At 59.3% G+C, this 24,366-nt stretch carries 20 protein-coding genes; 6 read left to right on the top strand and 14 right to left on the bottom strand.

Annotated elements, in window-relative coordinates:
- The first annotated feature begins 50 nt into the window (after window positions 1-50).
- Window positions 51-1,397, top strand: coding sequence for a Fic family protein (locus HNR03_RS06880; protein ID WP_259152098.1), 1,347 nt, complete (start codon window positions 51-53; stop codon window positions 1,395-1,397).
- Between the two features lie 45 nt (window positions 1,398-1,442).
- On the opposite strand, the gene HNR03_RS06875 is transcribed toward HNR03_RS06880, so the two are convergent.
- The 3 genes from HNR03_RS06875 to plsB all read right to left on the bottom strand — a co-directional run bounded on the left by HNR03_RS06875 (window position 1,443) and on the right by plsB (window position 5,411).
- A complete protein-coding gene (locus HNR03_RS06875; RefSeq protein ID WP_259151758.1) occupies window positions 1,443-2,132 on the bottom strand; it encodes a DUF4197 domain-containing protein in 690 nt (229 codons plus the stop codon).
- Window positions 2,133-2,185: 53 nt separating this feature from the next.
- Window positions 2,186-2,815 (bottom strand): hypothetical protein, encoded by a 630-nt coding sequence (locus tag HNR03_RS06870; RefSeq protein WP_259151756.1) that lies wholly within the window; start codon window positions 2,813-2,815, stop codon window positions 2,186-2,188.
- 112 nt (window positions 2,816-2,927) lie between these two features.
- Window positions 2,928-5,411 carry a glycerol-3-phosphate 1-O-acyltransferase PlsB gene (plsB, locus tag HNR03_RS06865; RefSeq protein WP_259151755.1) on the bottom strand — a complete coding sequence of 828 codons (2,484 nt, stop codon included), beginning with the start codon at window positions 5,409-5,411 and terminating at the stop codon, window positions 2,928-2,930.
- A 164-nt stretch (window positions 5,412-5,575) separates the two neighbouring features.
- Here plsB and HNR03_RS06860 point away from each other — a divergent pair, with 164 nt between their 5' ends.
- Window positions 5,576-5,785: a cold-shock protein gene (locus HNR03_RS06860; RefSeq protein WP_010462862.1), complete on the top strand. Its 210-nt coding sequence runs from the start codon at window positions 5,576-5,578 to the stop codon at window positions 5,783-5,785.
- Window positions 5,786-5,907: 122 nt separating this feature from the next.
- Here HNR03_RS06860 and HNR03_RS06855 read toward each other — a convergent pair whose 3' ends face one another.
- The 4 genes from HNR03_RS06855 to HNR03_RS06840 form a co-directional block, all read right to left on the bottom strand.
- The gene (locus tag HNR03_RS06855; RefSeq protein WP_222589958.1) at window positions 5,908-6,285 is read right to left on the bottom strand and encodes a hypothetical protein; all 378 of its coding nucleotides are present in this window, start codon (window positions 6,283-6,285) and stop codon (window positions 5,908-5,910) included.
- A 75-nt stretch (window positions 6,286-6,360) separates the two neighbouring features.
- On the bottom strand, window positions 6,361-7,170 hold the full coding sequence (locus HNR03_RS06850; RefSeq protein WP_222589959.1) for a putative RNA methyltransferase: 810 nt from the start codon (window positions 7,168-7,170) through the stop codon (window positions 6,361-6,363).
- A complete protein-coding gene (gene dapE / locus HNR03_RS06845) occupies window positions 7,170-8,321 on the bottom strand; it encodes a succinyl-diaminopimelate desuccinylase (protein WP_222589960.1) in 1,152 nt (383 codons plus the stop codon). Before dapE ends, HNR03_RS06850 begins: the two co-directional genes overlap by 1 nt.
- A gap of 220 nt (window positions 8,322-8,541) precedes the next feature.
- Window positions 8,542-11,133: a glycosyltransferase gene (locus HNR03_RS06840; RefSeq protein WP_222589961.1), complete on the bottom strand. Its 2,592-nt coding sequence runs from the start codon at window positions 11,131-11,133 to the stop codon at window positions 8,542-8,544.
- Between the two features lie 213 nt (window positions 11,134-11,346).
- On the opposite strand from HNR03_RS06840, the gene tcdA reads away from it, so the two are divergent.
- Complete coding sequence (tcdA, locus tag HNR03_RS06835; protein WP_405046037.1) at window positions 11,347-12,162, top strand: tRNA cyclic N6-threonylcarbamoyladenosine(37) synthase TcdA; 816 nt, start codon at window positions 11,347-11,349, stop codon at window positions 12,160-12,162.
- 133 nt (window positions 12,163-12,295) lie between these two features.
- Here the strand turns inward: tcdA and HNR03_RS06830 are convergent, their stop codons facing one another.
- From HNR03_RS06830 to HNR03_RS06815, 4 genes are all read right to left on the bottom strand, one after another.
- Window positions 12,296-12,700, bottom strand: coding sequence for a SufE family protein (locus HNR03_RS06830; protein ID WP_259151753.1), 405 nt, complete (start codon window positions 12,698-12,700; stop codon window positions 12,296-12,298).
- Complete coding sequence (locus tag HNR03_RS06825) at window positions 12,697-13,902, bottom strand: aminotransferase class V-fold PLP-dependent enzyme (protein ID WP_259151752.1); 1,206 nt, start codon at window positions 13,900-13,902, stop codon at window positions 12,697-12,699. The genes HNR03_RS06830 and HNR03_RS06825 overlap by 4 nt, the downstream gene beginning before the upstream one ends.
- Before the next feature lie 87 nt (window positions 13,903-13,989).
- Window positions 13,990-15,024, bottom strand: a complete 1,035-nt coding sequence (gene dapD / locus HNR03_RS06820) for a 2,3,4,5-tetrahydropyridine-2,6-dicarboxylate N-succinyltransferase (protein WP_090187854.1) — start codon at window positions 15,022-15,024, stop codon at window positions 13,990-13,992.
- 32 nt (window positions 15,025-15,056) lie between these two features.
- The gene (locus HNR03_RS06815) at window positions 15,057-15,419 is read right to left on the bottom strand and encodes an ArsC family reductase (protein WP_222589966.1); all 363 of its coding nucleotides are present in this window, start codon (window positions 15,417-15,419) and stop codon (window positions 15,057-15,059) included.
- A gap of 214 nt (window positions 15,420-15,633) precedes the next feature.
- On the opposite strand from HNR03_RS06815, the gene HNR03_RS06810 reads away from it, so the two are divergent.
- Window positions 15,634-17,265, top strand: coding sequence for a Na+/H+ antiporter (locus HNR03_RS06810; protein ID WP_259151750.1), 1,632 nt, complete (start codon window positions 15,634-15,636; stop codon window positions 17,263-17,265).
- Between the two features lie 21 nt (window positions 17,266-17,286).
- On the opposite strand, the gene dapC is transcribed toward HNR03_RS06810, so the two are convergent.
- The 3 genes from dapC to map all read right to left on the bottom strand — a co-directional run bounded on the left by dapC (window position 17,287) and on the right by map (window position 22,171).
- Window positions 17,287-18,486 (bottom strand): succinyldiaminopimelate transaminase, encoded by a 1,200-nt coding sequence (dapC, locus tag HNR03_RS06805; protein ID WP_259151749.1) that lies wholly within the window; start codon window positions 18,484-18,486, stop codon window positions 17,287-17,289.
- 154 nt (window positions 18,487-18,640) lie between these two features.
- Window positions 18,641-21,343 carry a [protein-PII] uridylyltransferase gene (locus HNR03_RS06800; RefSeq protein ID WP_222589969.1) on the bottom strand — a complete coding sequence of 901 codons (2,703 nt, stop codon included), beginning with the start codon at window positions 21,341-21,343 and terminating at the stop codon, window positions 18,641-18,643.
- A 45-nt stretch (window positions 21,344-21,388) separates the two neighbouring features.
- Entirely contained in the window at window positions 21,389-22,171 is a 783-nt protein-coding gene (map, locus tag HNR03_RS06795; RefSeq protein ID WP_222589970.1) for a type I methionyl aminopeptidase, read from the bottom strand.
- A gap of 373 nt (window positions 22,172-22,544) precedes the next feature.
- Between map and rpsB the strand changes: the two genes are divergently transcribed.
- A complete protein-coding gene (gene rpsB / locus HNR03_RS06790) occupies window positions 22,545-23,282 on the top strand; it encodes a 30S ribosomal protein S2 (protein WP_090187835.1) in 738 nt (245 codons plus the stop codon).
- A gap of 192 nt (window positions 23,283-23,474) precedes the next feature.
- Entirely contained in the window at window positions 23,475-24,338 is an 864-nt protein-coding gene (tsf, locus tag HNR03_RS06785; protein ID WP_181079258.1) for a translation elongation factor Ts, read from the top strand.
- Window positions 24,339-24,366 lie beyond the last annotated feature (28 nt).

Genomic DNA, 24,366 nt, shown 5'->3' with positions numbered 1-24,366 from the left:
CCGAGTGCTGTACTCAAGACTCGGTTTTATGAGTGTTTGAGACATCAATGATGAAAAAGCCACCCGTGCTGACTGGGAGGTCGGACCGGGTATTCGACCTGTTGGCACAAACACCCCATAGAGAGCGCCTCTCTGACTACCTCGCCTTGCTCAAACCGCTGGATGATCAGGGACGGTATCTGCCATTCGACGAGTTACGCTATCGCTGGGCGCCAGGAATGAATTCGGGTCTGTGCTGGGCGCTGGTGAAGAAGGCCCGGACCGCACAATATTCAAGCCTTCTTCCACTTGGCGAGCCGGTACAGTGGGGCAACTTTGTGCTGACGCCCTTGGCGCAAAAAACCATTTCGGCCGTCGACCGACAAGCCACCACGGCTTCGCTGGAGTACATGACCAGCCAGATTGGTGAGCATGCGCATTTCAGTTATCTGCTCAACGACCTGATCGAAGACGAAGCCATCAGCAGCAGTCAGCTGGAAGGCGCGGCAACCACCACCCGGGTGGCCAAGGACATGCTTAAGCGCAAACGTCTGCCGCGCACTCCGGATGAGCGAATGGTCGTGGGCAACTACAAAATGATGAACTTCGCTTGGGAAAAGCGCTATGAGCCGTTAAGTGCTGAACTGATGACGGCAATGCACCGGGTCGGTGTCGAGGGTATCGACGATGCGCAGTACTCGCCGGGGGCGTTCAGAAACAATGACGATGTGGTCGTGCAGGACGGTGAAGGCAACACCGTTCATACGCCGCCACCTGCGGCTGGGCTGGAGGCGCGATTACAAGTGCTGGCGAACTGGCTCAACCAGTCGCACGACGATCCCGAACGCGAGGGTTACGTCCATCCTTTGATCAAAGGCATCGCACTGCATTTCGCTCTGGGTTATGAGCATCCTTTTCGTGATGGCAACGGCCGAGTCGCGCGAGCGCTGTTCTACTGGTTCATGTTCAAGAATGATTTTTCGGCGTTTCGCTACATAGCGATCAGCATTTTGCTCAGGAATGCGCCGGTGAAGTATGGCCGGTCTTATCTTAATACCGAGGCTGATGATTTAGACCTGACGTATTTCATCGACTTTCAGTGTTCAGTGATTCTGCGCGCTGTCAGTGGTTTTACTGAGGCCTATCGGAAAAGTCTGGCGTATACGGAGCTTTTTGATCGCTGGCTGACCGAATCCGGATTTTTCGATCGATTGACCGAAAAGCAGCGCGCTATTTACCACGTAGCCAAGAGCGGGATGGCGAAGGAGTTTACGGCCTTCAACGTGAAGGAAAATCTGGACTGCTCGTATGGCGCCGCGTCAGCCACGTTAAACGGACTGGTTGAGTTGAACGTGTTTGAGAAAAGGAAGATGGGGCGTGAATGGGTATTCTTTCTACGGGTTGCGTCGACGACCTGATTTCTGTGGGAACAGGCTCGTTCCCACAGAAATCAGGTTTGAAGATTACAGCGTACCAAACACTTTCTTCGCCAAACTCGTCGCCGCAGCAGCCGGGTTCTCTCGGATGGTTTGTTCCTGTTTGCCGATCATCTTGAACAAACCATTCAGCGCCTGCTCGGTAACGTAGCCCTCGATATTGGCGTTCTTGGTATCCAGCACGCCCATGGTCGCTGCCTGGCCGGCAAACGTGTTGTATTGCTTGGCCAGGCCAACCTGGTCGGTGGCTTGCTTCACGATCGGCAGGAATTTCAGGCGGATCTGTTCGCGGCTGGTCTTGCTCAGGTACTGAGTTGCTGAGTCGTTGCCACCACTGAGAATGCCTTTGGCGTCCTCGACGCTCATTTTCTTGACCGCGTCCACCAGGATCGGCTGCGCCTGGGTCACAGCGGTTTCAGCTGCTTTGTTCATGCTGGTTTCCAGCTCAGTGACCTGATCGCCCATGCCGAATTGCTTCATTTTGCTGGCGACTTTGCCCAGTTTGCCCGGCAGTTCGATTTTCACGTCCGGGTTGTTGCTGAATCCGCCCGGCTTACCAAGTTGTTTGACGGCCAATTGCGCGCCTTGGGTCAGGGCATCCTTGAGGCCGCCGGTGGCGTCTTTTTGCGACAGGTCAGTGAGCGACAGCGCCAGGGCGCTGGCGGAAATCATCAAGCCTGCGCAGAGGCCGGTAAAGCGAAGGGTAGGGCGGAGCATGGCAGCTTCCTTGTACGAAAGAGGAAATTAGCGGACGGCGTCGATGCGAATTATCAGTGGTCACGGGTCGCTGTCGTCAAGCAGTACGGCATGAAGGGTTTTAATACTACGGCACGAGGATAGACTTCGATCGTATTGAGATAGTGGTTTTCAATGCCGGTCAGGGTATAGCGTTTTCCGGGGATGACAGTGTCCGGATCGTATTCCAGATAAAACGCCTCAGCCATCTGTTCGCTGATGTGTATTCGGGTCAGTTGCGCATTCGTGTCGTCGTGCTCATGCGCCACAATCGTCACCGCTTGTTCAGGCTTAACTTCCTGTGGCGTTTGCGCCTGAATGTAGAGGCGTCCGACAGGACTCAGATGCACGGTTTGTCGGTGCGGCGCAGCATGGACGATCACGAAGTAGTCCAGGTCAATCAGCAGTGGAATACCGTTGTGAGTCATGTTTACTGTAATGAGGTATTTAACGCTGATATCGGAATACTTATGTGCAAAAGAAAAATTCCAGCGTCCACTGCGCAAGGCGGGAATGCTTGATGTTGCCACACGGATGGGGAGCTTGGTGTTTGCGGTATAGATGCTTATCCGGGTTTCGCCTTCGCCACCTTCAGGGGGGAAATAGTCATCGGGCAAACTAAACGTCAGCGTGACATATTGATCGGTATTTTGGGCAGTGTTCATCGCGATGTCCTTATCGTGATTGTTTAAGTGGGGCTGTATTAGTTCATATCTGCACAACTAAAAGAACAAGGGTGTTCTTTTAGTTGTTGTCTGGAAGTGACAGGCAGATTAACTAAGCCTGATCCGCCGCATCTTCACTGCGGTGCAACGCCACTTGACGGATCGACAGCCGGATCTCCGCTGGCAGCACCCGTTTGGCCGCGCCTTCTGCCAGTTCACCGAGCAGTTCGTGATAGCTCAACTTGCCGGCCTCGTCACGCTTGAGCACGTCGAGGTCCAGCATCGTTTGAATGAAGTGTCTGAACAGGCTCTTGTCGAAGAACTCCGGGGCGTTCAAGCCATGCAGGATCGACAGGCGCTGGGCCATGACGGTGCACAGGTCTTCCAGTTCTTCGGCGCTGATACTGTTCTGACCGCTGTTGAGCAACAGCGAAACCGTCATGTAGAAACGCTGCAAGGTCTGGGCGATGCTTTTCGACAGTAAGGTCAGCAACACGAAATGTCGCGAGCTTGGCGCAGGACGCAGGTAGACGTCTTTCTCGAAACGCAGCAGGCCTTGTTCGACGAACGCTTCAAGCCATTGATCGATTACGCCATCCAGTTCGTCCAGCGACCAACGAATGAACAGTTCCGATTGCAGGTACGGATACAGCGCGCGGGCGTAGCGCAGGATTTGCTCGCGGCTCATGCGCGACGCGCTCTGGAAGAAACTCGCCAGTAGCGACGGCAGGGCGAAGATGTGCAGCACGTTGTTGCGGTAGTACGTCATGAGGACGGCGTTCTGCTCGCCCAGGTACAGGATTTTGCCCAGGGCATCACTCTGTTCCGACAGCAGGTCCATGTCCTTCACATGCTCGATCAGCGCGCGACCGTCACCTTCCGGCAACGTGGTGTGCGGCGAATAAGGGACTTTGCGCAATAGCGCCAGATACAGGTCGAGCACCCGCGCCATGGCGCGATCATCCAGCGCCAGGCGGCTGGTGGACAGCAAGGCCAGCGCCACGAGGTTGACCGGGTTGATCGCCGCCGCTTCGTTAAGGTGCTGCGCGACTTTCTCGCCGAGGCGGTTGGTGGTTTCGTTGAGCCACGCCGGTTTGAACTGCGGACCCAGTTCCTGTTGGCGCCAGTCTGGCTGTTCGCTGTCGAGGAATTCCGCCAGTTTGATCGGCTCACCGAAGTTCACCGCCACTTGGCCGAAGCGCTGCTTGAGGGCGCCGATGACTTTGAAGATGTCGAAGATCGATTCTTTCTTCTTGGTCGCCCCGCGCAGTTCGCCGAGGTAAGTCCGGCCTTCAAGCACTCGTTCGTAGCCGATGTACACCGGAATGAACACGATCGGCACGCGCGACGAACGCAGGAAGCTGCGCAGGGTGATCGCCAGCATCCCTGTTTTTGGTTGCAGCATGCGCCCGGTCCGCGAGCGGCCGCCCTCGACGAAATATTCGACCGGGAAACCTTTGGTGAACAAAGTGTGCAGGTATTCGTTGAACACCGAGGTGTACAGCGGATTGCCCTTGAATGTGCGGCGCATGAAGAACGCACCGCCACGGCGCAGCAGGCTGCCGATCACCGGCATGTTGAGGTTGATCCCGGCGGCGACATGCGGTGGGGTCAGGCCGTTGCGGAACAGCAGGTACGAGAGCAGCAAGTAGTCAATGTGGCTGCGGTGACACGGCACGTAGATCACTTCGTGACCTTGGGCGACGTTCTGCACGCCTTCGATGTGGTTGACCTTGATGCCGTCGTAGATTTTGTTCCAGAACCAGCTCAGCACCACTTCCAGGAAGCGGATCGCGGTGTAGGTGTAGTCCGAGGCGATTTCGTTGCCGTAGCGCAAGGCCTGGGCCTTGGCTTTGTCCAGGGAGATGTTTTCGCGCTCGGCTTCTTCGAGGATTGCCTGTTTGACCAGCGGTTGGTTGAGCAGGCCTTTGACCAGGTTGCGACGGTGGGAAATGTCCGGCCCGATCACTGCGGCTTTGAGGTTGCGGAAGTGGACCCGCAGGATCCGCTGGGCCATGCGCACTGTGCGCTCGTGGCCTTTGTTGTGATCGATCAGCTCACGCAGATTAATCGGCGCTGAGAACTGCACGCGGGTCTTGCGCCCCAGGACGATGATGCTCAGCAACCGGCGCAGGCGCCCGGTCACCGCCCAACTGTCGGCGAACAGCAGCTTCCACGGGCTGGATTCGCTGTCCGGCGATTGGCCCCAAAACACGCTGACCGGAATGATCTGTGCGTCCTCGGCAGCGTTCTGGCTCAGGGCACTGACCAGTCGGGTCAAGGTCGGAGGCGCGCCGCGTTTGTCCTGACGGCCGAGCCAGTCGGGTTCCGGTGTCAGGTAAAAGAATGCGGCGGGCTCCACCAGGTTCCCCACCGAGACCGGCAGTACCGGGCGAGGCAGGCCCGCTTTGGTGCATTCGGTGTCGACCACGGCCAGGTCAGTCAGCGAAGGGTTTTGCAGGACGTAAAACACCGGACGGCTGCGGTCGAGGTTGAGGGTGAACGACGACTGATTGATCGTCTCCGAGCGAACCCAGAGGTACAGCAGTCGGCGCAGGGTGCCAAACACAAGACGGCGGAACGGGGAGCGGGTCATACGGCTTCTGCTTGAGTGAGTAAAACCGAGCAATTGCTCGGGCGGCCGATAGTGTGCCGTATTCGCTTAAAATCGGCAAAAAAGCGCCTAAGTAAACTTGAGTTGAGAGTTTCGGCGGCTGTCATATACTCGCCCGTTCAAAATAAAAACAAGGGGGTACTGACATGGCAACGCGCGAAACCGGCAATGTGAAGTGGTTCAACGACGCCAAGGGCTACGGCTTTATTCAACGCGAGGACGGTGTGGACGTGTTCGTGCATTACCGCGCGATCCGCGGTGAGGGGCATCGTTCGTTGGCTGAAGGCCAGCAGGTTGAATATGCGGTGGTGACCGGCGAGAAGGGGTTGCAGGCTGAGGATGTGGTGGGGCTGTAACCTATTAAGGATCGTTCCCACGCTCTGCGTGGGAATGCAGCCCGGGACGCTCCGCGTCCGAGAAGCGGACGCAGAGCGTCCGTTGAGGCATTCCCACGCAGAGCGTGGGAACGATCAGTGTCTCAGGTGGTTTTCCAGGTGATTTCTTCTTCGCCGTCGGCGCTGATACGCATCCAGCGGTCCGCCGTTTCTTCACCTTCTTCCTCGATCCACGTCCCCGGCGCGCAGCGCACTTCAACGTTCAATGCGGCAAAGGCTGCGCGGGCACAGGCGATGTCGTCGTCCCACGGCGTTTGATCGCTGTCCAGGAACAGGCTGTTCCATTTGCCCACGGCTTTCGGCAGCCAGGTCACCGGCACGTTGCCGGCCTTGCACTTGTAAGTCTGACCTTTCTGGACCCAGTCGGTGCACGGGCCCAACGCTTGGCCGAGCCAGGCGGCAATGGCCTTGTAGTCGACGTCGGCGTCTTTAAGGTAAATCTCGATATCGGGTTGGCGCATGGATGTCCTCACTGCGGTCTTGAAAAATCCATTCGCGGATTTAGCCGGCCTCGAGCGTTTGCTCGACACCAAAAATTATTGAAGTACGAAATAATCGTAGCGCATCGAAACAGTGACCTCGAACGGCTCGGCCTGTTCGATCACCGCCGCCCGGCGTTCGGCACTGGCGCGCCAGCCGTGAGGCGTCATAGCCAAAAGGTTCGCCCGGTCCTGACCCTTTTCCAGCGTCAGTTTGAACGCCAGGGTTTCGCTGTGTTGCAGCGTCATGCCTTCGGGCACCAAGGCCAGGTGCTTGTCGTCGGTGTACTCGCGGACTTCGTCGTAAAGCCGCTCGCGCAACTCCATCAGATGACCGCTGGTAGGCCCGACTTTCATCAAGCCGCCCCCCGGGCTTAGCAAGCGCTTGGCTTCTTCCCAGTCCAACGGGCTGAAGACGCTGGCCAGGAACTGGCAACTGCCGGACGCCAATGGCACCCGCGCCATGCTGGCGATCAACCAGGTCAGCTGCGGATTGCGCTTGCAGGCACGTTTGACTGCTTCCCGGGAGATGTCCAGCGCGTAACCGTCAGCGTTGGGCAAGGCCTCGGCAATTTGCGCGGTGTAGTAACCCTCGCCACAACCGATGTCGAGCCAGCGCTGCGGCGCGTACTGCGCCGCCAATTCCGCCAGACGCTTGGCCACCGGCGCGTAATGGCCGGCATTCAAGAAGTCGCGGCGCGCTTCGACCATCGCCAGGTTATCCCCAGGGTCGCGGCTGTTTTTGTGCTGCACTGGCAACAGGTTCAGGTAACCCTGGCGCGCACGGTCGAAACGATGCCCGGCGGGGCAGGCCACGCCGTTGTCCACCGCGTTCAGCGGTTCGCTGCAGATCGGGCAGGCGAGCATCAGGCGAGCAACTTGATCAGGGTCTGGTAATAGATTTCGGTCAGCACATCGAGGTCGGCGGCCAGTACACGTTCGTTGACCTGGTGAATCGTCGCGTTGACCGGGCCCAGCTCAACCACCTGTGTGCCCATGGTCGCGATGAAGCGACCGTCGGAGGTGCCACCGCTGGTGGACGCCTTGGTTTCGCGACCGGTGACGTCCTTGATGCTCGAGGCCACGGCATCGAGCAGCGCGCCCGGCTCGGTCAGGAACGGCAGGCCGGACAGCGCCCAGTCGATGTGCCAGTCCAGGCCATGCTTGTCGAGGATGTCGGCCACGCGCTTTTGCAGGCCTTCAACGGTGGATTCGGTGGAGAAGCGGAAGTTGAACACTGCCACCAGATCGCCCGGGATGACGTTGGTCGCGCCGGTGCCGGAATTGACATTGGAGATCTGGAAGCTGGTCGGCGGGAAGAAATCGTTGCCGTGATCCCAGTGCTCGGCAGCCAGTTCGGCCAGCGCCGGCGCCGCGAGGTGGATCGGGTTCTTGGCGAGGTGTGGGTACGCCACGTGACCTTGCACACCGCGTACGGTCAGCTTGGCGCCGAGGGAACCACGACGACCGTTCTTGACCACATCGCCCACCAGCGTGGTGCTCGACGGTTCGCCGACGATGCACCAGTCCAGACGTTCCTTGCGCGCCGCGAGGCGTTCGACCACAGCCTTGGTGCCGTGGTGCGCCGGGCCTTCTTCGTCGCTGGTGATCAGGAACGCGACCTTGCCCTTGTGGTCCGGGTAGTCGGCGACAAAGCGCTCGGCGGCCACGGTCATCGAGGCCAGGCTGCCTTTCATGTCCGCGGCGCCACGGCCGCAAAGCATGCCGTGTTCATCGATCAGCGCGTTGAACGGGTCGATCTGCCAGGCGGTCACCGGACCGGTCGGCACCACATCGGTGTGACCCGCGAAGCACAGCACCGGGCCGTCGTGTTTGCCGTGAGTCGCCCAGAAGTTATCCACATCTTCGATGCGCATCGGTTCCAGCTTGAAACCGGCATCGCCCAGGCGCTGCATCATCTGCTTCTGGCAATCGGCGTCGACCGGGGTCACGGACGGACGGCGGATCAGGTCGATGGCGAGTTGAAGGGTCGGCGAAAGGTCGGCGTGGGCCGTCATGGAAAACTCCGGAGATCATGAATGTGGGCGCGGACTAAATGTGGGAGCCAGCCAGCTGGCGATGGCGGTGTGGCAGTCAACATAAACTGTGATTGTTACATTGCCATCGCCAGCAGGCTGGCTCCCACAGGGATGGAGATCACGCCAAGCCCTGCAAAATGGCGGTTATCTTAAAGCAAAACGGCGGCCATTGGCCGCCGTTTAGTGCATCTGCAAAGATTTAGACCGCTGGCGCCGTCTCTGTTTCGACTGCCGGTTTGGGCAGCGAAGACAGGAACGCCATGATCAGCGCCGCCAGGTACGGCAGCGATTGCACCAGCAACATGGTCACCCAGAAACGCATGTCGTTGCTCGGCAACCCGTTCACCAGGAAGATCCCCAGCGCCGCGCCCCACAACAGCAGCATGATGAACACCTCTTCACGCGCTTCCGAAATCGCCACCCAGAAACCGTGGTTGTCGGCATTTTTTGGTGTGCGGAAGAACGGAATGCTGCTGGTGAAGAAGCCGTACAGCACCGCTTTGGCGATGGTGTGCGACAACGCCAGCCCGGCCAGTGCCGCGCAGAATGCATCCTTGAGGTTGACCCCGACCGCGCGACGGTAGAGGAAGATGATCTTGCCGACCTTGAACACGAACAGCGCCAATGGCGGGATCGCGAAAATCAGCAACGGCGGATCGACCCGCTGCGGCACGATGATCATCGCCGCCGACCACAACAACGCGCCGACAGTGAAGAAGATGTTCATGCCGTCCGCGACCCACGGCAACCAGCCCGCGAGGAAGTGGTAACGCTGGCCACGGGTCAGCTCGGTGCCCTTGCCGCGCAGCAAGCTGGCGGTGTGACGCTTGATGATCTGAATCGCACCATAGGCCCAGCGGAAACGCTGTTTCTTGAAGTCGATAAAGGTATCGGGCATCAGGCCTTTGCCGTAGCTGGTGTGGTAATACGCCGCCGACAGACCTTTCTCGAACACGCGCAGACCCAACTCGGCATCTTCACAGATGCACCAGTCGGCCCAGCCGAGCTCTTCGAGCACCGAGCGCCGGGTCATGGTCATGGTGCCGTGCTGGATGATCGCGTCACGGTCGTTGCGGGTGACCATGCCAATGTGGAAGAAGCCTTTGTATTCCGCGTAGCAGAGCTTCTTGAAGGTGCTTTCGTTCTGGTCGCGATAATCCTGTGGCGACTGCACCACGGCGATTTTCGGGTCGGCGAAGTGCGGCACCATGTGCTTGAGCCAGTTCGGGTCGACGCAGTAGTCCGAGTCGATTACCGCGATGACTTCGGCATCCTTGGCAGTGTGCGGAATCAGGTAATTGAGCGCGCCGCCCTTGAAACCGGCCAGCGGTGCAACGTGGAAGAACTTGAAGCGCGGGCCGAGGGTTTCGCAGTAATCGCGAACAGGTTCCCAGACCGCCGGGTCCTTGGTGTTGTTGTCGATGATCAGGACTTCGAAGTCCGGATAGTCGAGATTGGCCAGGGCGTTGAGGGTCTGTTTGACCATCTCCGGCGGCTCGTTGTAGCACGGCACGTGAATCGAGACTTTCGGTCGGTAGTTCGACTCGCCGACCACCGGCAGGAATTCGCGCCGACGCTTGTGAGTCCAGACCGCTTCGGCCAGTTCATGCGCCTCGGTCAGCAGCACGATAAAGACCCCGAGTGCGCCCAGGGCGAGCAGGAAACCCACCGTCAGGCTGAACCAGGTGCTGTATTGCTGGCTGTAGTCGTAACCGATCCACACCAATACCGAACCGCAAAGGAACGCGATAAAGGTCAGGAAGGTGCGACCGCGTTGACGCAGGGCCGAGCCGTCGATCATCAGCAGCGTCAGGGACAGCAAGGCCAACACCGCCGAACCGATGGCCAGCACGCGCCATTGCGGGATCGCGACCACCGGGCCTTCGAAGTTGAATTTCTGCTGGCGGGCCGCGTTGAACACGCCCCAATAAGCGCCCACAGAACCTTCGTCGCTGGCTTTCCACGGCTGGTCAAACGCTTCGATCACGAAGTAGTTGAAGCCCTGGCGATTGAGTTTGTTAACCAATGTGCGCAGGTAGATCGCCTGATCCGCCGGGCTTGCATCGGTGCCGCCACGCATGCGGCCGTTGCTCGGCCAGCCAACCTCCGAGAGCAGCAGCGGTTTTTTAGGGAACATTTTTTTCAGGTCGCGGGCGCGGTCGAGGACGAATTGGCCGGCCTTGTCCACCGGGATAAATTCCCAGTAGGGCAGTACGTGGGCGGCGATCAGGTCGACGTGCTTGGCCAGTTCCGGGTGTTCTTCCCAGACGTGCCACTGCTCGGACGTGGTTACCGGCACCTTCACGGCTGCGCGGACGCGATCGAGGATCACGCTCAGGTCCTTGGCGGTGATTTCCTTACGGAAGATCGCCTCGTTACCGACTACCACGCGAACCACGCTGCGAGACGAGTTGGCAATTTCGATCGCGCGGGTGATCTCGCGTTCGTTGCGCTCCTGGTCCGGACTGATCCAGATCCCCAGTGTTACCCGCAAACCGAACTCTTCGGCCAGTTTGGGAATGTCTTGCAGGGTGCCGTCGACCGAGTACGTACGGATGTTGTCCGTCAGCTTACTCATGATCTCCAGGTCACGACGCATTTCATCGTCGGTCGGGTATTGGTCTTTCTGTGGGTACTGGCCTTGTTGGAACGGCGAGTACGAAAAACCGGAGATCTGTTCGGGCCAGTTGGGGGCGGTGACCGGGCGGTTGATCAGCGCCCAGAAGCCAGTAAACAAGGCTGCGATGGCGAGCACCACGACCAGGTTGAGTCCAAATTTACGCGATGACATAGCTATTTCAGGTTCCAAAGGCAGTGGAACGAAGGAACGGTCGGCTGTTGGCCAAGGGGCGCGCATCCTACACCGTGCTTTCACTTACCGTACAGCAGGCAGGGAAAAGCCTGACGTTGGGCAACCGGCTTTCACATAAGTTCTTACACTTGTCGCTTGTAGCTTAGAACTTGTGGCTGCGTAGCCCTATAATGCGCGCCGGTTTTTGGGGTAATGGTCATGAGTACAGAAGATCCGCGGTTTGCCGGCATCGCCCGCTTGTATGGCATCGAAGGCCTTGAGCGCCTGCGCGCCGCCCATGTGGCGATTGTCGGCGTCGGTGGCGTCGGTTCCTGGGCGGCGGAAGCGGTTGCGCGGTGTGGCGTTGGCGAAATTTCGCTGTTTGACCTGGATGACGTCTGCGTCAGCAACGCCAACCGTCAGTTGCATGCGCTGGACAGCACCGTCGGCAAGCCCAAGGTCGAGGTGATGGCCGAACGTTTGCGCGGGATCAACCCGGACTGCACGGTGCACGCGGTGGCCGATTTCGTCACCCGCGACACCATGGCCGAGTACATCACGCCGAACATCGATTGCGTGATCGACTGCATCGACAGTGTGAATGCCAAGGCTGCGCTCATCGCCTGGTGCAAGCGCCGCAAGATTCAGATTATTACCACCGGTGGCGCGGGCGGTCAGATCGACCCGACGCTGATCCAGGTCTGCGACCTGAACCGCACGTTCAACGATCCGCTGGCCTCGAAAGTGCGTTCGACGTTGCGCCGCGATTACAACTTCTCCCGCACCGTGACGCGCCATTACAGCGTGCCGTGCGTGTTTTCCACCGAACAACTGCGCTACCCGAAACCTGACGGCAGCATCTGTTTGCAGAAGAGTTTTGTCGGAGACGGCGTGAAGCTCGACTGCGCGGGCGGGTTTGGCGCGGTAATGATGGTCACGGCGACGTTTGGCATGGTCGCGGCGACCAAGGCTGTGGATAAGATTGTGGCGGGTGTGCGGCGCCCTTCGGATCGCGTGAAACCGGCTTGATCGATCGTTCCCACGCTCCGCGTGGGAATGCAGCCCGGGACGCTCCGCGTCCCTTCAACAGCCGAACGCGGAGCGTCCGTTGAGGCATTCCCACGCGGACGGTTCGACGCCTCGACGTGGGAACGATCATCGGTCACGTGGCGAGTTCTCGCATCCGCTGTAACACGGCATTGAGGCCATTACTGCGCGAAGGCGACAGTTGCCGCGAAAGCCCCAGCTGATTGAACCAGTCCGGCAAATCCACTTCTCGCAGCTCAGCCGCCGACAAGCCGTTGACCCGCGCCAGCAGCAACGCCACCAACCCGCGAATCAACCGCGCATCGCTGCTCGCCGCGAACTGCCAGTGATCATCCTCCAGCGAGCCCACCAGCCACACCTGGCTTTCACAGCCGTGCACACGGTTGGCGTCGACTTTATCCACAGCGCTCAACGCCGGCAGGCGCTCGCCCCATTGCATCAGCAATCGTGCGCGTTGCTCCCAGCTGGCGGCACTCTGAAAGGTTTTCAGCGCTGTAACGGCCTCGGCGGGTAGGCTCATCGCAGCAACTCCAGGGCCTGATCCAGCGCCTCGAAGAAGCGTTCCAGGTCTTCGGAGTCGTTGTACAGCGCCAACGACACCCGGATCGCTCCGGCCAGTTCAAAGCTTTTCAGCAGCGGCATGGCACAGTGATGACCGGCACGAACGGCGATCCCCTGTTCGGTGAGCAAATGCGCCAGATCAGAGTTATGCACACCCTCGACGACAAAACTGGCCAGTGCCAGCTGCGGTTTGCCGAGCAGTCGAATGCCTTTACGGGCTTTAAGACCTTTCAATAAATAGTCATGCAGCGCCGCCTCATGGGCGCACACCGCGTCCTGATCGAGCCCCGCCAGATAATCCAGCGTCGCTCCCAGGCCAATCACACTGGCAATCGGCGGCGTACCGGCCTCGAAACCCAGCGGGGCAGGGCGAAAGCGTGCGCTTTGGTAATCCGCATCCATCACCATTTCGCCGCCGAACTGCCAGTGACGCAGTTGTTTCAGCGCTTCATTGCGCCCGAACAACACGCCTAAACCGTCAGGGCCATACAGCTTGTGGCTGGAAAACACATAGAAGTCGCAACCCAGCGCCTGCACGTCATGGCGGCCATGAACCACGCCTTGAGCGCCATCGACCACGGTCAAGGCGTCATGCGCCTTGGCTATCGCCAGCAACGCCGGCAACGGTTGCCAGGCGCCGAGCACGTTGGACAGCTGACTGACTGCGAGCAAGCGGGTACGTGGATTGATCAAGTGCGTGGCGGCATCGAGGTCAATCAAACCGTCGTCGTCCAGAGGCAGAATCACCAGTTTCAAATCGCGACGGTGCGCCAGTTGCTGCCACGGCAGCAGGTTGGCGTGATGCTCCAGGGCGCTGATGACAATTTCATCGCCTGGATTGAATAAGTGCTCGAGGCCATAAGCCAGGAGGTTCAGCGCGGAAGTCGCGCCGTGGGTGAAGATGATTTGCCCGCAGTCGCCGGCATTCAGCCAGTGGGCGACCTTGTTGCGGCTGGCCTCGAACGCCTGGGTGGCGTGGGCGCCGGGCAAATGTTGCGCCCGATGCACGTTGGCCGCGCCATTGGCGTAGTAATGCGCCAGGGCATCCAGCAGGGCTTGAGGTTTTTGCGTGGTGGCGGCGTTGTCCAGATACGTCTGGTCTTGCCGTTGCAGAGCGGCGATGGCCGGGAAATCGGCGCGCCAGGGAGAGCGAATCAACATGCTATCGGGCCCTGTTAAACATGGGCGGATGTACGCCAAACCCTGTGGGAGCGAGCCGGGTCGCTCCCACAGTGGGTCATTCGACGCTTAGTTGTGAGCGTGCAGCGCTTCGTTCAGTTCGATCGCCGATTTGTGGGTTTTGCATTCCACTGCGCCGGTTTCCGAGTTGCGGCGGAACAGCAGGTCAGGTTGACCGGCCAGTTCACGGGCCTTCACGACCTTGACCAGCTGATTTTTTTCGTCCAGCAGCGCCACTTTGGTGCCAGCGGTCACGTACAGGCCCGACTCAACGGTATTGCGGTCGCCCAACGGGATACCGATACCGGCGTTGGCGCCGATCAGGCAGCCTTCGCCGACCTTGATCACGATGTTGCCGCCGCCCGACAGGGTGCCCATGGTCGAGCAACCGCCGCCCAGGTCCGAACCCTTGCCAACGAACACGCCAGCCGACACACGGCCTTCGATCATGCCCGGGCCTTCAGTGCCGGCGTTGAAGTTGACGAAACCTTCGTGCATCACGGTGGTGCCTTCACCCACGTAAGCGCCCAGACGAATACGCGCCGCGTCAGCGATACGCACGCCGGCCGGTACCACGTAGTCGGTCATTTTCGGGAACTTGTCTACCGAGAACACTTCCAGCAGCTCGCCGCGCAGGCGGGCTTCCAGTTGATGCTCGGCCAGTTCGGCCAAATCGATCGCGCCCTGGCTGGTCCAGGCCACGTTCGGCAGCAGCGGGAACACACCGGCCAGGTTCAGGCCGTGTGGCTTGACCAGACGATGGGACAGCAGGTGCAGCTTGAGGTAAGCCTCAGGCGTGGAGGTCAGTTGCGCGTCTTCGGCCAGGATCGTGGCGACCAGCGGCTTGTGGCTTTCGGCCAGGCGGGTCAGCAGCGCGGCTTGTGCAGCGTCGACGCTCTTCAGCGCTTCAGCCAGTTGCGAAGCCTGGGCTGTGCTGAATGCGATGGCCTGATTGCCTTCGGTGTAACCCAGGACCGGCGCGATAGCAGCAACCAGTTCAGCCGATGGATTGAGCAGCGGCTGCGCGTAAAACACTTCCAGCCATGCGCCTTGACGGTTTTGAGTGCCGACACCAAAGGCCAGGCTGAACGGAGTAGTGGACATGTTGATACCTCTAACAAAATGGAACGGGCTGCTTACTTGAGCGCGGCCGCGTAGATATCTGGCTTGAAGCCAATCAGGGTTCGGTCACCGAGATCAAGCACCGGGCGCTTGATCATCGAGGGTTGTGCGAGCATCAGTTCGATGGCCTTGCGCTGGTCGAGATCGGCTTTGCGTTCGTCGTCGAGCTTGCGAAAGGTCGTGCCTGCACGGTTCAACACCACTTGCCAACCGTGCTCGTCGCACCATTGGGTCAGGTGTTCACGGTCGATTCCGACCGTCTTGTAATCATGAAAGTCATAGCTGACAGCGTGTTCATCGAGCCAGGTGCGCGCCTTTTTCATGGTGTCGCAGGCTTTGATGCCGAAAAGGTGCAACGTTTTGCTTGAAACGGTCAAGGAATTGCCCCCCTTGCAGGTGCTGGAAATTAAAGGTGACGGATTATGCCATGACCCTTGAGTTAAAACCCAAAACCCTGTGGGCAGGAGCCTGCTCCCACAGGGATGTCATGTGGATCATGAGAACGTGCGACATTAGTGCAACGGTCAGCCCGCAGTCTAAGCGGCTAATATGGCACTTCGATGCTGTCGATTGCCTGGGAACCCACGCTTTATGCAAACCGCCTACACCGTCCTGATCCTGTTGATGCTGGTTAGCGTTTCACGCCTGATCGGACGGGTAATCCCGCTGCCATTGCCACTGGTACAGATTGGCGCGGGTGCGTTGCTGGCCTGGCCGACGCTGGGTTTGCATGTGGCCCTGGATCCCGAGTTGTTCCTCTTCCTGTTTCTGCCGCCGTTGTTGTTTTCCGATGGCTGGCGGATGCCCAAGCGTGAACTTTGGCGCCTGCGCGGGCCGATCCTGACACTGGCGGTGGGGTTGGTGTTGTTCACCGTGGTCGGTGCAGGCTATTTCATTCACTGGTTGTTACCCAGCATTCCATTGCCGGTGGCGTTTGCCTTGGCGGCGGTGCTGTCGCCCACGGATGCCGTGGCCGTCTCGGCCATCTCCCGGGATCGTCTGCCCACGCCGTTGATGCACATGCTGCAGGGCGAGGCGTTGATGAACGATGCCTCGGGCCTTGTGACGTTCAAATTTGCGTTGGCGGCAGCGGTGACAGGCGTGTTCTCGCTGACCAACGCCGGCGTGATCTTCGTGTTGGTGGCGGTCGGCGGCCTGGCCGTTGGCGTCGCATTGAGCTGGCTGGTGGGACGATTGCGTACATGGATGATCGCTCGCGGCTGGGATGATCCGGCGACTCATGTGGTGTTCATGTTGTTGCTGCCGTTCGCCGCTTATGTGGTGGCGGAACGTCTCGGTGCATCCGGCATTTTGTCCGCCGTGGCGGCGGGGATGATGCAGAGCTGGCTCGATCTGCTGCCGCGCCAGACCAGCACCCGATTGCTCAATCGCAGTGTCTGGTCGCTGCTGGAGTTTGCCTTCAACGGTTTGATCTTCCTGCTGCTGGGCTTGCAGCTACCGGACATCATCAAGGCCGTGGCCAGCCATGAAACGTCATTGTGGCCGACGCTGCTTTACCGTTGCCTGGACGTGGTCGCCATCTTTCTGGTGCTGCTGGTGTTGCGCTTCGTCTGGGTGCAGAGCATCTGGCGCCTGTCCGTTCTGCTGCGACGCTGGCGCGGAAGGGGCGAGATGACACAAGTGCCGACCGCGCGTTCCTGCTGGTTGCTGACGGTCGGTGGGGTACGCGGAGCCGTGACGCTGGCGGGCATACTGTCGGTACCGTTGCTGCTGGAAGGCAATGCGTTTCCCGAGCGCGATCTGCTGATCTTCATCGCCGCCGGCGTGATTCTGCTGTCGTTGATCTCCGCGTGCATCGCCTTGCCTCTGTTGCTGCGCGGCATCGAGAAAAGTCCCGACGACAAGCGCCGTAACGAAGTGCGTGACGCCTGGCGCAAGACTGCCGAAGCGGCGATCCATGCGCTGGAAATCGAGGAAGCCAAGCCTGTGGATGCGGCAGAGGCGGCGCTGGCGGCGGAACTGAAAGCGCGGATCATGTCCGAGTATCGGCATCAGCTGGAAGTGTTCAACGATTCGGCGGAAGCCCAGGCGCTGGCGTTTCAGATGGACTTGCTGGAGCGACGATTGCGCTTGAAGGCGCTGCGGGCGCAGCGCCTTGAACTGTACAGCTTGAGCCGTCATCACCAGATTGGTGATGACGTATTGCGCGAAGTGCTGGGGGAGCTGGATCTAAGCGAAGCGAACCTGGGCCAGGTGAAATAACAGCGCTGGCGCAGGGTTAAATCACTTGTGACGCTGGATGAAAGCGCGAATCCGCTCGGCCGCTTCCACACATTCCGCCAGCGGCGCAACCAATGCCATGCGTACGCGCCCGGCGCCCGGATTGAAGCCATCAACTTCGCGAGACAGGTAAGAACCCGGCACCACGGTCACGTGTTCCTCTACAAACAGATCACGGCAGAAGGCTTCATCGTCGCCTTCTACGTTCGGCCACAGGTAGAAGCCGCCATCCGGGCGCTGCACGTCCATCAACGGGGCAAGGATTTCCAGCACCGCATCGTATTTCTCGCGATACAGCGCGCGGTTGGCGCGTACATGCACTTCGTCGTTCCACGCGGCAACGCTGGCCAACTGGGTCTGAACCGGCATGGCGCAGCCATGGTAGGTGCGATAGAGCAGGAAGCCCTTGAGGATCTCGGCATCACCGGCCACGAAGCCCGACCGCAGGCCCGGCAGGTTCGAGCGCTTGGAGAGGCTATGAAACACCACGCAACGCTTGAAATCCTTGCGGCCCAGCTCGACGCAGGCGCTGAGCAAGCCGGCTGGCGGCGTTTGCTCGTCGAAGTACAGTTCGCTGTAGCACTCGTCCGCTGCGATAACGAAATCGTATTCGTCGGCCAGGGCGATCAGCTTCTTCAAGGTGTCGACCGGAATCAGTGCGCCGGTCGGATTGCCCGGGGAGCACAGGAACAGGATCTGGCAGCGTTTCCAGATGTCTGGCGATACGGCATCGAAATCCGGGTTGAAACCGTTTTCGTCCAGGCACGGCAGGTAGTGCGGCTTGGCCCCGGCGAGGAACGCCGCGCCTTCATAAATCTGATAGAACGGATTCGGGCTGACCACAAGGGCGTCGTCGCCACGGTTGACCACGGTCTGGGTGAAGGCGAACAGCGCTTCACGGGTGCCATTGACCGGCAGCACGTTGCGCGCCGGGTCGAGCCAGCCGCTCGGAACGCTGAAACGGCGCTCGCACCAGGCAGCAATGGCTTCTCGCAGAGCGGGAATTCCAAGAGTGGTCGGGTACACGGCCATCTGATCCAGATTGCTGGCCAGGGCTTCGGCGACAAAGCTTGGCGAACGGTGCTTCGGCTCGCCAATGGACAGCGCGATGGCGCGCTTGTCCGGGTTTGGCGTGACGCTGCCGAGCAGGGCGCGGAGCTTTTCGAACGGGTAGGGCTGCAACTGGTTCAAAGCGTTGTTCATGCGGGGCCTCGTTCAATGTGGGAGCGAGCTTTGTGTGGGCGTCGGGCTTGCCCGCGATTCAGGCGCCTCGGTGTGTCAGATGCACCGAGGTGATGCTATCGCAGGCAAGCCAGCTCCCACAGGGGCGCGTTCCCACAGGGGGAAATTTGTTAATTCAGATACTGAGTCGTGACAGCTTGATCTCGGGTTCGTTACTGACGGTCAGCTGTTCGACGATTGCATCCTGCAAACGGGTGCACAGCAGCGGGTCGGACAACGGCTGGTTGTTCGCGTCGGTAATAAAGAACACGTCTTCCACGCGCTCGCCAAGGGTCGCAATCTTGGCGTTTTGCAGCGACAGATCGAACTCAAGGAAGATCGTGCCAATGCGCGCCAACAAGCCCGGGCGGTCCGGCGCACTGAGTTCCAGCACGGTCACCGGACGCTGGGCGTCATTGTGGATGGTCACCTGTGGCGCGAACGCGAAATGCTTGAGCTGGCGCGGTACGCGGCGCTGGATGATCGTCGGGTAATCGTCGGGGTTGCGCAGGGCTTCAGTCAGGCCTTCACGGATCTGTTTGACCCGCGCCGGGTTGTCGCCGATCGAGTCGCCGTCGGTGTCGAGCACGATGTAGGTGTCGAGGGTGAACTGGCTGCTGGACGTGATGACCCGGGCGTCGTGAATGTTCAGGTTGAGCTGGTCCATCGCGGCCACGGTCACGGCGAAGAAGTCGTGTTGATCGGGGGCATAAATGAAGATCTGCGTGCCGCCCTCGAATTCGCGCTGGGTGGTTTCCTTGATCAGCACCAACGGCCCGCCACCGGCGGGTTGCTGGAGGATCGCATCGGTGTGCCAGGCCACGTCGCCGGCGGTATGACGCAGGAAGTAGTCATCGCCCAGTTGCGACCACAGCTGTTCGACATCGTCCGGGTCGGTCCCGCCACGTACCAGGATGTCCAGGGCCGCGCTCTGGGTCTGGCGGATCTGCATTTCCCGATCCACCGGGTTTTCCAGGCCACGGCGCAAGGCACGCTTGGTTTCGGTGTAGAGCTGGCGCAACAGGCTGGCGCGCCAGGAATTCCACAAGGTCGGGTTGGTGGCATTGATGTCGGCGACAGTCAGTACGTACAGGTAATCAAGACGGGTTTCGTCGCCAACAATCTGGGCGAAGTCGTGGATGACCTGCGGGTCGGACAAGTCCTTGCGCTGGGCGGTGGTCGACATCACCAGGTGGTTCTGCACCAGCCAGACGATCAGGCGGCTGTCCCACACTGGCAGCTGGTGGCGTTGGCAAAAGGCTTCGGCATCCACCGCGCCGATTTCCGAGTGATCGCCATGCCGGCCTTTGCCGATGTCGTGGTAAAGACCAGCAAGGTAAATCAGCTCGGGCTTGGGCAGTTTGCCCATGAGCTTGCTGGCCAGCGGGAATTTTTCCGACACCTGCGTGTACTGCAATTTACGCAGGTGCTTGATCAGATTCAGGGTGTGAGCGTCGACCGTATAGATGTGGAACAGGTCGTGTTGCATCTGCCCGACAATGAAGCCGAACTCCGGCAGGTAACGGCCGAGGATGCCGTAACGGTTCATTCGGCGCAGGTTGCGGTGGATGCCGATTTTGCACTTGAACAGCTCGATGAACAGGCTGGTATTGCGAATATCGTTGCGAAAATCGTCGTCGATCAGGTAGCGATGCTCGCGCAGCAGACGAATGGTGTCAGCGCGCACACCTTTGATTTCCGGCTGCTGGGCCATCAGCACGAAAATCTCGAGCATGGCGAACGGCGTGCGGCGGAATACGTTTTCGTTGCGTGCCTCGATGTAACCGTCGTGCAGCTGGAATCGCGAGTTGATCGGCTGCGGTGGCGTCTGATCTTCCGGGGCAAGAATGACTTCTTCGAAGTGCTGGATGATCAGGTCGCTGAGCTGGGCAATGCTCATGACCACCCGGTAATACTGCTGCATGAAGTTTTCGATGGCGTGCTTGGCGTCATCGCCCTCGAACCCCAACAGCCCGGCGATCGAGCGCTGGTGGTCGAACAGCAAGCGGTCTTCCGAGCGGCCTGCGAGCATGTGCAGCGCGTAGCGAACCTTCCACAAGAACTCCTGGGACGAGGCCAGCAGGGCGTTTTCGCTCTCCACCAGGAAGCCTTCGCCCGCCAGGGCTCGCAGGTTCAGAGTGCCGTACTCGCGACGGGCCACCCACAGAATCGTCTGGATATCGCGCAGGCCGCCGGGCGAGCCTTTGACGTTGGGTTCCAGGTTGTATTCGGTGTCGTTGTATTTGTGGTGACGAGCCTTTTGCTCGGCGCGTTTTGCCAGGAAAAAGTCCTTGCTCGGCCACATGTGCGCCGTGCTGGTGACGTCGAGCATGCGCTGGCGCAAACGCTCGGGACCGCAGATGGTGCGGCTTTCCATCAGGTTGGTGACGACGGTCAGGTCGGCGCGGGCCTCAACGGCGCATTCGTCCACGGAGCGCACGCTCTGACCGACTTCCAGGCCGATGTCCCACAACAGCGTCAGGAAACGCTCGATGGAATCACGGAAGATTTCGTGATCGGCGCTGTCGAGCAGGATCAGCAGGTCGATGTCGGAATAAGGGTGCAACTCGCCGCGACCGTAGCCGCCGACCGCGACCAGCGCGATGTCGGCGTCTTCGCTCCAGTTGAACTGCTCCCAGGCCTTTTGCAGGATGTTGTCGATGAACCAGGCGCGATCCTCGATCAACCGGCGAATGTCGCGGCCGCTGCGAAAGCGCCCGTCGAGCACCTCGCGGGCCTGACGGATCGCCTTCTTGAAGGCCGCGATCGGGCTTGCCTTCAGGGCCAGTTCAGCCTGGAACTGGCCGCGGTCGAAGAGTTCGGGATCCACCTGCGGCATCGATTGGCATTCCTGTCTATAAAGCTGAGAGCTGCGCGGTTCGGATCAGGCCGAAACGCGCGGGATGGTGTCGTCGGCGCGCAGGGTGAAGATCTCGTAACCGGTTTCGGTCACCAGCAGGGTGTGTTCCCACTGCGCGGAGAGCTTGCGGTCCTTGGTGATCGCGGTCCAGCCGTCGCCCAGTACCTTGGTGTCCGCCTTGCCCTGGTTGATCATCGGCTCGATGGTGAAGGTCATGCCCGCCTTGAGCTCCATGCCGGTACCGGCGCGGCCGTAGTGCAGGATCTGCGGCTCTTCGTGGAAAACTTTGCCGATGCCGTGGCCGCAGAACTCGCGAACCACCGAGAAACCGTTCTTTTCAGCGTGTTTCTGGATGACTTCGCCGATGTCGCCCAGGCGGCAGCCAGGCTTGACCAGTTCGATCGCCTTGTACATGCATTCCTGGGTGACCTGCGACAGGCGCTCGGCCCAGACCGGCACGTTGCCGACGTGGAACATGCGGCTGGTGTCACCGTGGTAGCCGTCTTTGATAACGGTGACATCGATGTTCAGCGTGTCGCCATCCTTGAGCGGCTTGTCGTTGGGGATGCCGTGGCAGACCACGTGGTTGATCGAGGTGCAGATCGACTTGGGGAAGCCTTTGTAATTGAGCGGGGCAGGGATGGCTTTCTGCTCGTTGACGATGTAGTCGTGGCAGATGCGGTCCAGTTCATCAGTGGTGATGCCCGGCTTGACGTATTCGGCAATCATTTCCAGCACATCGGCGGCCAGTTTGCCGGCGACACGCATCTTTGCGATGTCCTCGGGAGTTTTGAGGGTGACGGTCATACAGGCTCTCTCTGCGCTCGATGGCGCTCGTTAAAACGAAATGGGCAATGCGCGATCGATCTTCGCGACCCTTAAAAACGCAATTCTAACAGACGATCAGTGCAAATCTGAGCCTCTGTACGTCGCTTCTCTCTATAGTTTGGTGCAATCTTGAGCGATTCCAAGGGCGCGCATGAAGCTGCGCGTCACGAATTGAGAATCCGGGTTCCGTTTTTTGCTGCCCTGTGATATAAAATGCGCCGCTTTCCGGGGATACCCCGAAAGGCTTAAATCCACACACGTGTCGACACGATGACCTGGGTGCCTTCAGCTGATGCTGCTGGTTGGTCATTGGGATACGTGGAGGCCAAACCCGACTTATTAAGGAACTATCATGTCCCAAGTCAACATGCGCGATATGCTGAAGGCCGGTGTGCACTTCGGTCACCAGACCCGTTACTGGAACCCGAAAATGGGTAAGTACATTTTCGGCGCTCGTAACAAGATTCACATCATCAACCTTGAAAAAACCCTGCCAATGTTCAACGAAGCTCTGACTTTCGTAGAACGCCTGGCCCAGGGCAAAAACAAGATTCTGTTCGTCGGCACCAAGCGTTCCGCTGGCAAGATCGTTGCTGAAGAAGCAGCACGTTGCGGTTCGCCGTACGTCGATCACCGCTGGTTGGGCGGCATGCTGACCAACTTCAAAACCATCCGTGCTTCCATCAAGCGTCTGCGTGACCTTGAAGTGCAAGCCGAAGACGGTACTTTCGCCAAGCTGACCAAGAAAGAAGCGCTGATGCGCACTCGCGATCTTGAGAAGCTCGATCGTTCCCTGGGTGGTATCAAGGACATGGGCGGTCTGCCAGACGCACTGTTCGTTATCGACGTTGATCACGAGCGCATCGCGATCACCGAAGCCAACAAGCTGGGTATCCCGGTTATCGGCGTAGTCGATACCAACAGCAGCCCGGAAGGCGTTGACTACATCATCCCAGGCAACGATGACGCAATCCGCGCTATCCAGCTGTACATGGGTTCGATGGCTGACGCTGTTATCCGCGGTCGCAACCACGTTGCTGGCGGCACCGAGCAGTTCGCTGAAGAAGCTCCGGCAGCTGCAGCTGAGTAATTAGCGCCTAGGCGTTGACTCAGTAAGCAAAAAGGGGGCTTGGCCCCCTTTTTGCCACCTCGAAAACCGTTTGTCGGTAGCGCAGCTACAGCTTCTGTAACGTGCAGCGACTTACAAAGGTGTTTCGGGAAGAATTGATCGCCCGTTCGATCGGGTGGAATGGTTGAAAACCTATCCAAGAGGAATTTTGAAATGGCAGAGATTACTGCAGCGTTGGTCAAAGAACTGCGCGAGCGTACTGGCGAAGGCATGATGGACTGCAAAAAGGCCTTGACCAAGGCTGGCGGCGACATCGAGAAAGCCATTGATGACATGCGTGCTTCGGGCGCCATCAAGGCTGCCAAGAAAGCAGGCAACGTTGCTGCTGAAGGCGCTATCGCTCTGAAAGAAGACGGTAAGTCCGCTGTTCTGCTGGAAGTGAACTCGCAGACCGACTTCCTGGCTCTGCAGGATGACTTCAAGGCATTCGTTGCTGCCAGCGTTGAAAAAGCATTCGCTGACAAGCTGACTACCGTTGAGCCTCTGATCGAAGCTCAAGAAGCTGCTCGCCTGGTACTGGTCGGCAAGGTTGGCGAAAACGTCAACATCCGTCGCCTGGTTCGCGTTGAAGGTGATGTTGTTGGTGGTTACCTGCACGGCAACAAAATCGGTGTAGCGGTTGTTCTGAAAGGCGGCAACGTAGAGCTGGCCAAAGACATCGCCATGCACGTAGCGGCCAGCAACCCTGAGTTCCTGCTGCCTTCGGAAGTTTCGGCTGAAGCGATCGAGCGTGAAAAAGCTGTGTTCCTGCAGCTGAACGAAGAAAAAATCAAAGGCAAGCCAGAAAACATTGTTGAGAACATGGTCAAAGGCCGTATCAGCAAGTTCCTGGCCGAAGCAAGCCTGGTTGAGCAGGCGTTCGTCAAGAACCCTGAAATCAAGGTTGGCGAACTGGCCAAGAAAGCCGGTGCAGAAATCGTTTCTTTCACCTACTTCAAAGTAGGCGAAGGCATCGAGAAGCCGGTCGACAACTTCGCTGAAGAAGTTGCTGCCCAGCTGGCTGCCGCCAAGCAATAAGACAGTTTTCAACTGTCGCCCTGAAGAG

The organism is Pseudomonas sp. JAI111 (assembly GCF_024809425.1).
Taxonomy (GTDB): Bacteria; Pseudomonadota; Gammaproteobacteria; order Pseudomonadales; family Pseudomonadaceae; genus Aquipseudomonas.
This window is presented reverse-complemented; position numbering and strand designations above follow the sequence as displayed.

Excerpts from the sequence above, each read along its gene's own strand:
- plsB (WP_259151755.1), bottom strand. The coding sequence starts at position 5,411 with ATGACCCGCTCCCCGTTCCGCCGTCTTGTGTTTGGCACCCTGCGCCGA.
- HNR03_RS06860 (WP_010462862.1), top strand. The coding sequence starts at position 5,576 with ATGGCAACGCGCGAAACCGGCAATGTGAAGTGGTTCAACGACGCCAAG.
- HNR03_RS06840 (WP_222589961.1), bottom strand. The coding sequence starts at position 11,133 with ATGTCATCGCGTAAATTTGGACTCAACCTGGTCGTGGTGCTCGCCATC.
- dapD (WP_090187854.1), bottom strand. The coding sequence starts at position 15,024 with ATGTCCACTACTCCGTTCAGCCTGGCCTTTGGTGTCGGCACTCAAAAC.
- HNR03_RS06880 (WP_259152098.1), top strand. The coding sequence starts at position 51 with ATGAAAAAGCCACCCGTGCTGACTGGGAGGTCGGACCGGGTATTCGAC.
- HNR03_RS06855 (WP_222589958.1), bottom strand. The coding sequence starts at position 6,285 with ATGCGCCAACCCGATATCGAGATTTACCTTAAAGACGCCGACGTCGAC.
- HNR03_RS06825 (WP_259151752.1), bottom strand. The coding sequence starts at position 13,902 with ATGTTGATTCGCTCTCCCTGGCGCGCCGATTTCCCGGCCATCGCCGCT.
- map (WP_222589970.1), bottom strand. The coding sequence starts at position 22,171 with ATGACCGTCACCCTCAAAACTCCCGAGGACATCGCAAAGATGCGTGTC.
- rpsB (WP_090187835.1), top strand. The coding sequence starts at position 22,545 with ATGTCCCAAGTCAACATGCGCGATATGCTGAAGGCCGGTGTGCACTTC.
- tcdA (WP_405046037.1), top strand. The coding sequence starts at position 11,347 with ATGGTCATGAGTACAGAAGATCCGCGGTTTGCCGGCATCGCCCGCTTG.
- dapE (WP_222589960.1), bottom strand. The coding sequence starts at position 8,321 with ATGACGGCCCACGCCGACCTTTCGCCGACCCTTCAACTCGCCATCGAC.
- tsf (WP_181079258.1), top strand. The coding sequence starts at position 23,475 with ATGGCAGAGATTACTGCAGCGTTGGTCAAAGAACTGCGCGAGCGTACT.
- HNR03_RS06810 (WP_259151750.1), top strand. The coding sequence starts at position 15,634 with ATGCAAACCGCCTACACCGTCCTGATCCTGTTGATGCTGGTTAGCGTT.
- HNR03_RS06875 (WP_259151758.1), bottom strand. The coding sequence starts at position 2,132 with ATGCTCCGCCCTACCCTTCGCTTTACCGGCCTCTGCGCAGGCTTGATG.
- HNR03_RS06850 (WP_222589959.1), bottom strand. The coding sequence starts at position 7,170 with ATGCTCGCCTGCCCGATCTGCAGCGAACCGCTGAACGCGGTGGACAAC.
- HNR03_RS06870 (WP_259151756.1), bottom strand. The coding sequence starts at position 2,815 with ATGAACACTGCCCAAAATACCGATCAATATGTCACGCTGACGTTTAGT.
- dapC (WP_259151749.1), bottom strand. The coding sequence starts at position 18,486 with ATGAACAACGCTTTGAACCAGTTGCAGCCCTACCCGTTCGAAAAGCTC.
- HNR03_RS06830 (WP_259151753.1), bottom strand. The coding sequence starts at position 12,700 with ATGAGCCTACCCGCCGAGGCCGTTACAGCGCTGAAAACCTTTCAGAGT.
- HNR03_RS06800 (WP_222589969.1), bottom strand. The coding sequence starts at position 21,343 with ATGCCGCAGGTGGATCCCGAACTCTTCGACCGCGGCCAGTTCCAGGCT.